The sequence below is a fragment of the Streptomyces sp. NPDC007189 genome (assembly GCF_040703635.1).
Lineage (GTDB): Bacteria > Actinomycetota > Actinomycetes > Streptomycetales > Streptomycetaceae > Streptomyces.
On the sequence record NZ_JBEYEY010000017.1, the window covers coordinates 224,287 to 231,823 of the forward strand.

Here is a 7,537-nt window from a genome sequence, read left to right on the forward strand (position 1 = left end):
GCGGCCACTGGTTCACCTACGGCCGCTCAGTGGGCCACCACCGGCACCGGCACCTCGTCCTCGATGCCCTCGCCCTGGCCGGAGGCCACCGGGGTGGACCCCGGACGGCCGGCGTTGACGAAGGTGAAGGCGATCAGGGAGGCGAGGGCGAGGATGCCGACGGCGAACCAGATCGCGGTGCTGTAGCCGTGCACCATGCCCTGGAGCCCGACCAGCTGCTGCTGCGGCTTGGAGGCGGCCTGGGCGATGTGGTCCTTGACGTACGAGGTGGTCGCCGAGGCGGCGATGGTGTTCAGCAGGGCGGTGCCGATCGCGCCGCCCACCTGCTGCGAGGTGTTGACCATCGCGGAGGCGACACCGGCGTCCCGGGGCTGGACGCCCGCGGTGGCCAGGGACATCGCCGGCATGAAGGCCGTACCCATGCCGAGGCCGAGCAGCACCATCGCGGGCAGCAGCTGGGTGCCGTACGAGGAGTCGATCTTCAGCTGGGTCAGGATCAGCATGCCGAGCGCGGCGACCAGGAAGCCGGGGCCCATCAGGAAGCGGGCCGGGATCCGGGTCATCAGCCGGGTGCCGATCTGGGTGGAGCCGGTGATCATGCCGGCCACCATCGGCAGGAACGCGAAGCCGGTCTTGACCGGCGAGTAGCCCTTCACGACCTGCAGGTAGTAGGTCAGGAAGAGGAACAGGCCGAACATGCCGATGATCGCGAGGCCGAGGGAGAGGTAGATCCCGCCGCGGTTGCGGTCGGTGACGACGCGCAGCGGCAGCAGCGGGGCCTTGACCCGGGCCTCGACGAGGGCGAAGGCGCCCAGCAGCACCACCGAGGCCACGAACATCGCGATGGTGACGCCGTCGCTCCAGCCGTCGGACTCGGCACGGGTGAAGCCGTAGACCAGGGCGATCAGGCCGAGGGAGGACAGGACCACGCCGGGGATGTCGAGCGGGGAGCGGTTGCGGCCGCCCTCGGGCTCACGGATGACGAAATAGGCGCCGGCCGCGGCGACGACGGCGAACGGCACGTTGACGAAGAAGGTCCAGCGCCAGTTCAGGTACTCGGTGAGGAAACCGCCGAGGATCAGGCCGACGGCGCCGCCGCCGCCGGCGATCGCGCCGTAGATGCCGAACGCCTTGGCGCGCTCCTTGGCGTCGGTGAACATCACCGCGAGCAGCGACAGGGCGGCCGGGGCGAGCAGCGCACCGAAGACGCCCTGCAGGGCGCGGGCGCCGAACATCATCGCGCCCGTGGTGGCGGCGCCGCCCAGCGCGGAGGCGAGGGCGAAGCCGGCCAGGCCGGTGACGAAGGCGCGCTTGCGGCCCCACTTGTCGGCGATACGGCCGCCGAAGAGCAGCAGACCGCCGAAGGCGAGGGCGTAGGCGGTGACGACCCACTGCCGGTTGCCGTCGGATATGCCCAGGTCGGTCTGGGCGGAGGGCAGGGCGATGTTCACGATGGTGGCGTCGAGGACGACCATCAGCTGGGCGAGCGCGATGAAGACGAGCGCCTTCCAGCGGTTGGCGTCGCCGCTCGGGGCGACGGCGCCGGGAGCCTTGAGGGCTGTTTCGGACATGGAGGTACCCACTTCGGGACTTCGTGACGGAAAAGTCGGATCGGGATGTGGTGACGGAAAGATCGGAGTAAGCGGAGTAGGCGGAGTAGGCGGATAAATCGGCGGACGAACGGCCGACGAACGGGCGGCGGACGAACAACCGGCGAACGACGGCGGACGAGCGACCGGCGAACGGTGGCGGACGACCTGCCGACAACGACGGCGGATGAGCAACCGGCGAACGGTGGCGGACGAACCGCCTGCGAACGACAGTGGACCAACCGCCTGCTAACGGCGGCGGAGGAGCAGCAGGGCACCGGCTCGGCGGCTCGTCGACGCTGACGGCCGGAAGTCAGGTGCAGGGATGGACTCGGGTCGGGGGCCGAACTAATCGGTCAGCACGCGCGCAACTCCTGGACGGTGACGGCCCTGCCCGGCAGGGCGGAGCGGGCGGGGGCCCGCAGGCCGTCGAGGAAGATCTGCAGGTGGCGGTGGACGAAGCGGTCGCCGCGCAGGCAGTCCGTGCCGGCCGGGGGCCGGCTCAGCTGGGCCACGGCGATCATCAGGTCGCCGACGCCCACGTCGGCCCGCAGCTGACCGGCCGCCACGGCCCGGAGCATGACCTCCTCGACCAGCTGCTCCACGCGCCGGCGCGCGGCCTCCAGGTCGGGGTGGTGCTGGTCGAAGGTGCTGGAGATCATCGGGCACAGCGCGCTGATCCGCTCGTCGGCGGCGGCGTGCACGAAGTGCTCCAGCGCGGAGAAGGCGTCCCCGGTCTCCGCGAGGGCGACCTCGGCCGCCTCGGCCGTACGGTCCATCACGGAGCAGACGACCTCGCGGACGAGGGCGTCGCGGTCGGGGAAGTTGCGGTACACCGTGGCGTTGCCGACCCCGGCCCGGCGGGCGATGTCGTCCAGCGGCACGTCCGGGCCGTGCTCGACGAACATCTCCCGGGCGGCGGCGACGATCCGCTCCCGGTTGCGCACGGCGTCGGCACGGGGCCGGGACACCTTGCGCGGTGCGGGGGTGGTCGCGGTCGGCACGGCGTACTCCTCGGGGTGTTGAGCTGGTGTCGGACTGGTCCTGATGCTTTGACGCCCTGAGGGATCCGGGGAAGCAGTCCCCGTTTCGCTCGGACACTGGTCTAAACGGGGAGAGGGTCCCCGGTTATTTCCCGCCCCGGAAAACAATCCCTGTGACCTGAGACACACTCACATTCCGCCGGGATTCACCCCCGTGCAGGCCCGCTTTCCCACGATCGGTCTCCTCCAGCGCGCGACCCACACACCTCCGACACAGGGTGAGCGCAAGGGTGCAGCCGGAGACCTGCGGCTGCCGTGGAGCGAAGGGTCCATGCATGCCGCCGCAGCCGCCCCGCCGCATATCCCTTCCCGCAGGAGCCCTCTGGGGCGGATTTGCGCGCGTCGCGCGGGGCGTGCGCGCGCCGGGGGATGTACGCGCCATGCGGGATGTCGGCGCCGCGCCGGATGCAGGCGCCGGGCGGGATGCAGGCCCAGGCGCCGCGCGGGATGCGGGCGCCGGGCGGGATGAGCGGGACGGAGGCGCCGGCGCCCAACGGGATCAGCGGGATGCAGGCCCAGGCGCCACGCGGGATGCGGGCGCCCGGCGGGATGAGCGGGACGGAGGCGCCGCGTGGGATGCAGGCGCCGCGCGGGATAAGCGGGACGGAGGCGCCGGCGCCCAACGGGATGAGCGGGATGGATGCGCCAATCGGAGCCGGCGCGCCTCGCGGGGCCAGCGCGCCGCGGGGGATGTGGGCGCCGGTTGCGAGCTGCACGCCGCTTGTGCACCGCACGCCGCTCGGGGCCTGCGCGACCGGCGTGCCAGGCGCGACGTGGGCGACCTGGGCGAAGTCGGCGGAGTGGGTCGAGTAGGCGAAGTTGGCGGCCGGAGCGGACTGGCCCACGTGGGCGGCCGGAGCGACCGGGGTGACTTTGGCGGCCGGAGCGGCCTGGGCGACTTCGGCGGCCGGAGCGAAGCGGGTGAGTTGGGCGGCCGGAGCGAACGCGGTGACATGGGCGGCCGGAGTGAAGGGGGCGAGGTGTGCCGGCGCGCACGCCGTCGCATACGCCCGCGCCGGGTGGCCGCCCTGGCCGTGGTGACCGCACTGACCCTCGCGGTCAGCACCTCGGCCGGGACCGGACACCTGATGGCGCCCACCACCGCAGGGCCCGTCGGCTCGGCCCGCTCCGTCCTCGTCCCCTGCGCCGTCCACGGCGGTGTCGACGTGCAGATGACCGAGGGCATGCCCACCCCGCACGGCTACGCCCACTCCACGGGCACGCTCCGCGCCCTGACCCTGATGATCGACTTCTCCGACGCGCCCGGTGAGGGCAGCGCCATGGACCGCTTCCACGAGTTCTTCCCGCGGACCCAGCAGTGGTTCCGGACCGCGTCGTACGGCCGCCTGGACTACCGGCCGCAGACACCGATCCCCACCTGGCTGCGGATGCCGAGGTCCTTCAAGGAGTACGGCATAGAGCGGGGCGCTCCCTTCGACCCCGGTTACCGGCAGCTGGTGCAGGACATCGTGGCCGCCGCCGACCCGATGGTGAACTTCCGCGACTACGACATCCTCAACGTCCTGGTCACTCCTAACGCCGGCCCCTCCGCCCTGGACACGGTCCTGTCCGTCACCTTCGCGGGCAACGGCGACGCCCCGGTCGCCGACGGGGTCCCCGTCGCCAACGCGTCCTTCGTCTACTCCCGGCAGGACGACGGCTCCGGCTCCTACTCCCGCACCGGCTACCGGGTGCTGCCGCACGAGAACGGCCACACCTTCGGCCTGCCCGACCTGTACACCCAGGACGGCGGGGGCGCGGTCGGGCACTGGGACATCATGAGCGAGGACTGGGGGGCCGACAACGATCTCCTCGGCTGGCACAAGTGGAAGCTGGGCTGGCTGGACGGCTCCCAGGTGGGCTGCGTGGCGGGCCGGGGCACCGTCGAGTACCAGCTGACACCGCTGTACAAGCCGGGCGGCGGCAAGCTGGTCCTCGTACCCCTCGACGCGCGGAGCACGTACGCCCTCGAGGTCCGGGAGCAGGGCGGCAACGACGAAGTGGTCTGCCGACCGGGCCTGCTCGTCTACAAGGTGGACGGCGGCATCGACACCGGCCGCGGCCCGATCACGGTCTACGACAGCCACCCGCACAGCGCCGGCTGCACCCGCAGCCCCAATGTCCAGACCGAACTCTCCGACGCCCCCCTCACCCCGGGCGAGACCTTCCGGGACACCGCCCACGGGATCACCGTCCAGGTGGTCAGCCGGGATGAGAAGGGGGGGTATCGGGTGCGGGTTTCTCGGGCGTAGGGGGTGGACACCGTAGGCCTTCCCTGGACGCTCTCCGGCGAGGTAGGCCTCCCCGGCGGCTTCCGGCGAGGGGGACGCCGGGCGGGGTTTACCGTAGGCGTGCCTGATTGCCGTACCGGAGAGCCGATGCCCGCGAAGAGCGCAGTGGAGACCGACGCCCGTGTCGAGGCGGGGGAAACGGTCGGGCCGTTGCTGCGTGGGGTCGGGGTGCTGCGGCGGCTGACCGAGGCGGGCGGCACGCTGAGCCCGAGCGCGCTGGAGAGGGCCACCGGACTCGCCCGCTCCACGGTCGACCGGATCACCGCGACGCTGGCCCGCATGGACTACGTCCGCCTCGACGGCCGGGACGTCGTCCTCGCCCCCCGCGTGATGGAGCTGGGAAACGCCTACCTGGCCGCCCTCCGCCTGCCCGAACTGCTCGGCGCCCACGCCGACGCCCTCGCCGACGAGCTGGACGAATCGGTGTCGCTCGCGGTCGCCGACCTCGACGGCATCCGCTTCATCCACCAGGCCACCCGCCGCCGCGCGATGTCCGTCAGCTTCCGCATCGGCGACCTGCTCCCCGCCGAACGCACGGCGCCGGGCGCGCTGTTCGCGACCGAGTGGACACAGCCGGACTGGACCCGCTGGCACACCCGCCGCGCGAAGGACCCCACGGACGAGGCCTTCCCCGCCGTACCGCCCCGGCAGTCGCCGGCGGAAAGACAGGCCGACGACTCCGCCTTCGTACAGCGGGTGGAACAGGCGCGCCGGGACGGCTGGGCCGTGGACGACCAGCTGATCGAACCGGGCCTGGTCGCCGTGTCCGTACCGGTAAGGGATCCGCGCACCGGCCGCCTGGCCTGCGTGGCGAGTGTGGTCAGCCACACCAGCCGGCACTCCGCGACCGAGCTGCGCGGCAGCCTCCTGCCCCGCCTTCGTACGGCGGTGACGGCGATGGAGACCGAACTGCGCACCGTGCCGCCGCCGCGGCCGGGCCCGCCGCCCTCGGGCCTGGCGACCTGGACGACGGCGTCCAAGCACCAGCTGGGCCGGGACTTCGTGGAATCCCTGGCCCGGGGACTGACCGTGCCGACCGCGTTCGGCGAGGGCCGCTCGGCGCTGTCCCTGAGCGACGTGGCACGGGCGACCGGCCTGGCCCGGGCCACGGCCCGCCGCGCCCTGCTCACCCACGAGCACCTCGGCCTGGTGCAGGCCCTCCCCGACCGCACCTTCGCCCTGACCCCGCGCGTCCTGGACCTCGGCTTCCCGCCCCTGTCCCGCACCCCGCTCCCCCGGCTCGCCGAGCCCCACCTGCGTGCGCTGGCGACCCGCTTGCACGAGCCGACGGCACTGGCGGTCCTCACCCCCGACGGCACGGAGATCCAGTACACGGCCGGGGCGGGCGCGAGCCGCGTCCTGACCGTGCACATCACGGTCGGCGCCCGCCTGCCCGCCGCGGAGACCTCCCTCGGCCGAGTCCTCCTGGCCGACACCGACTCTCCCCTCCCCCCGACACTCGCCGAGGTCCGCGCCCAGGGATACGCCCTGGTCGACGAGGAACTGGAGTCGGGCCTGCGGTCCATCGCCGTACCGGTACGGAACCGGGCCGGCCGCGCCGTCGCCGCGCTGAACGTCGCCACCCACGCGGCCCGCCGCACCCTCGAGGACTGCGTCCACGAAGTCCTCCCCGCCCTCCGCGAAACCGCCGCCCACATCGAGTCCGACCTCCACACAGCCTCCCGCTTCACCCCCATCCCCACCTCCTGACCCCTCCCCACACCCCACCAACCGACACGCCCCACCCGCTACACTGTCGACCGGTGACTCCATCACCACCACTCAGCACTGCCTTCGTAGCTCAGGGGATAGAGCACCGCTCTCCTAAAGCGGGTGTCGCAGGTTCGAATCCTGCCGGGGGCACAGAGAGAAGGGCCGGCTCAGGAGGGTTTTCCTCCCAGGCTGGTCCTTCGTCGTTGCAGGGGTCGTGCCACAGACGTGCCACTACGGGCCCGCAGGGCCCTTCTCGGACGTGTTGACAGCTACTCCCCATCGCCCCGGATCATGGGCCAAGCCGGTCGGCGATGGCGGGGAGACCCCGGTTGGGGCAGGCGGCTCGGGCCTCAGCGTGGCGTGCATGCCCATCTGAGGTAGGTCAGGATGACCCAGTAGCCCATGCGGTACAGGAACATCACCTTGCTGCCCGTGTAGTGCGGGACCAACAGCACCCAGGCGTAGAACACCGGCGAGAGCGCGGTGAGCACCAGGCCGTGCTGGAGCGCGTACTGCGTCAGGCGACGGTCGTCACCGGCCGTACCGGAGGTCACGTAGTTCTCCAGGTCGGCCAACACGAATCACGTGGTCTCCTCTGAACCCACGACAGGCCGCATGTCAAGCAGCGACTCGCCGACACTTCCGGCGACCCACCACCACCGCGGGGTGACTAGGCGCCAGAAGATCACCTGCAAGGGCTAAGTGCGACTCAACTTGACTGGGCCGCAACGTCTTTGATCATCCCTCAGTTCTACATCTGAGTGGCATAGACGGCCTCCGCATGCCCGATCAGCCCTACGGAGCCGAGATTCCGATTTGCTCGATATGACAGCAATAGGGGGTGTTAGTACGTTCAATCACGCACCGGCTGCCACAGCGGGCGCTCCTGCCCCAGTCTCAG

General features: G+C 71.7%; 5 protein-coding genes and 1 tRNA gene. 3 read left to right on the forward strand and 3 right to left on the reverse strand.

What is annotated here, in order from left to right; genetic code table 11:
- Window positions 1-26 precede the first annotated feature (26 nt).
- Both AB0950_RS31120 and AB0950_RS31125 read right to left on the reverse strand, forming a co-directional pair.
- Window positions 27-1,571 carry an MFS transporter gene (locus AB0950_RS31120; protein WP_360158224.1) on the reverse strand — a complete coding sequence of 515 codons (1,545 nt, stop codon included), beginning with the start codon at window positions 1,569-1,571 and terminating at the stop codon, window positions 27-29.
- 374 nt (window positions 1,572-1,945) lie between these two features.
- Window positions 1,946-2,593: a helix-turn-helix domain-containing protein gene (locus AB0950_RS31125; protein WP_360158227.1), complete on the reverse strand. Its 648-nt coding sequence runs from the start codon at window positions 2,591-2,593 to the stop codon at window positions 1,946-1,948.
- Between the two features lie 992 nt (window positions 2,594-3,585).
- Between AB0950_RS31125 and AB0950_RS31130 the strand changes: the two genes are divergently transcribed.
- The 3 genes from AB0950_RS31130 to AB0950_RS31140 all read left to right on the forward strand — a co-directional run bounded on the left by AB0950_RS31130 (window position 3,586) and on the right by AB0950_RS31140 (window position 6,786).
- Window positions 3,586-4,884 (forward strand): M6 family metalloprotease domain-containing protein, encoded by a 1,299-nt coding sequence (locus AB0950_RS31130; RefSeq protein ID WP_360574761.1) that lies wholly within the window; start codon window positions 3,586-3,588, stop codon window positions 4,882-4,884.
- A 126-nt stretch (window positions 4,885-5,010) separates the two neighbouring features.
- A complete protein-coding gene (locus tag AB0950_RS31135; protein ID WP_366779906.1) occupies window positions 5,011-6,633 on the forward strand; it encodes an IclR family transcriptional regulator C-terminal domain-containing protein in 1,623 nt (540 codons plus the stop codon).
- 80 nt (window positions 6,634-6,713) lie between these two features.
- A tRNA-Arg gene (locus AB0950_RS31140) sits at window positions 6,714-6,786 on the forward strand.
- A gap of 200 nt (window positions 6,787-6,986) precedes the next feature.
- On the opposite strand, the gene AB0950_RS31145 is transcribed toward AB0950_RS31140, so the two are convergent.
- On the reverse strand, window positions 6,987-7,214 hold the full coding sequence (locus tag AB0950_RS31145) for a hypothetical protein (RefSeq protein WP_366779907.1): 228 nt from the start codon (window positions 7,212-7,214) through the stop codon (window positions 6,987-6,989).
- Window positions 7,215-7,537: the final 323 nt, after the last annotated feature.

Bases quoted from the DNA above. Each gene is read 5' to 3' on its own strand.
- AB0950_RS31120 (WP_360158224.1), bottom strand. From the start codon at position 1,571: ATGTCCGAAACAGCCCTCAAGGCTCCCGGCGCCGTCGCCCCGAGCGGC.
- AB0950_RS31130 (WP_360574761.1), top strand. From the start codon at position 3,586: ATGGGCGGCCGGAGTGAAGGGGGCGAGGTGTGCCGGCGCGCACGCCGT.
- AB0950_RS31135 (WP_366779906.1), top strand. From the start codon at position 5,011: ATGCCCGCGAAGAGCGCAGTGGAGACCGACGCCCGTGTCGAGGCGGGG.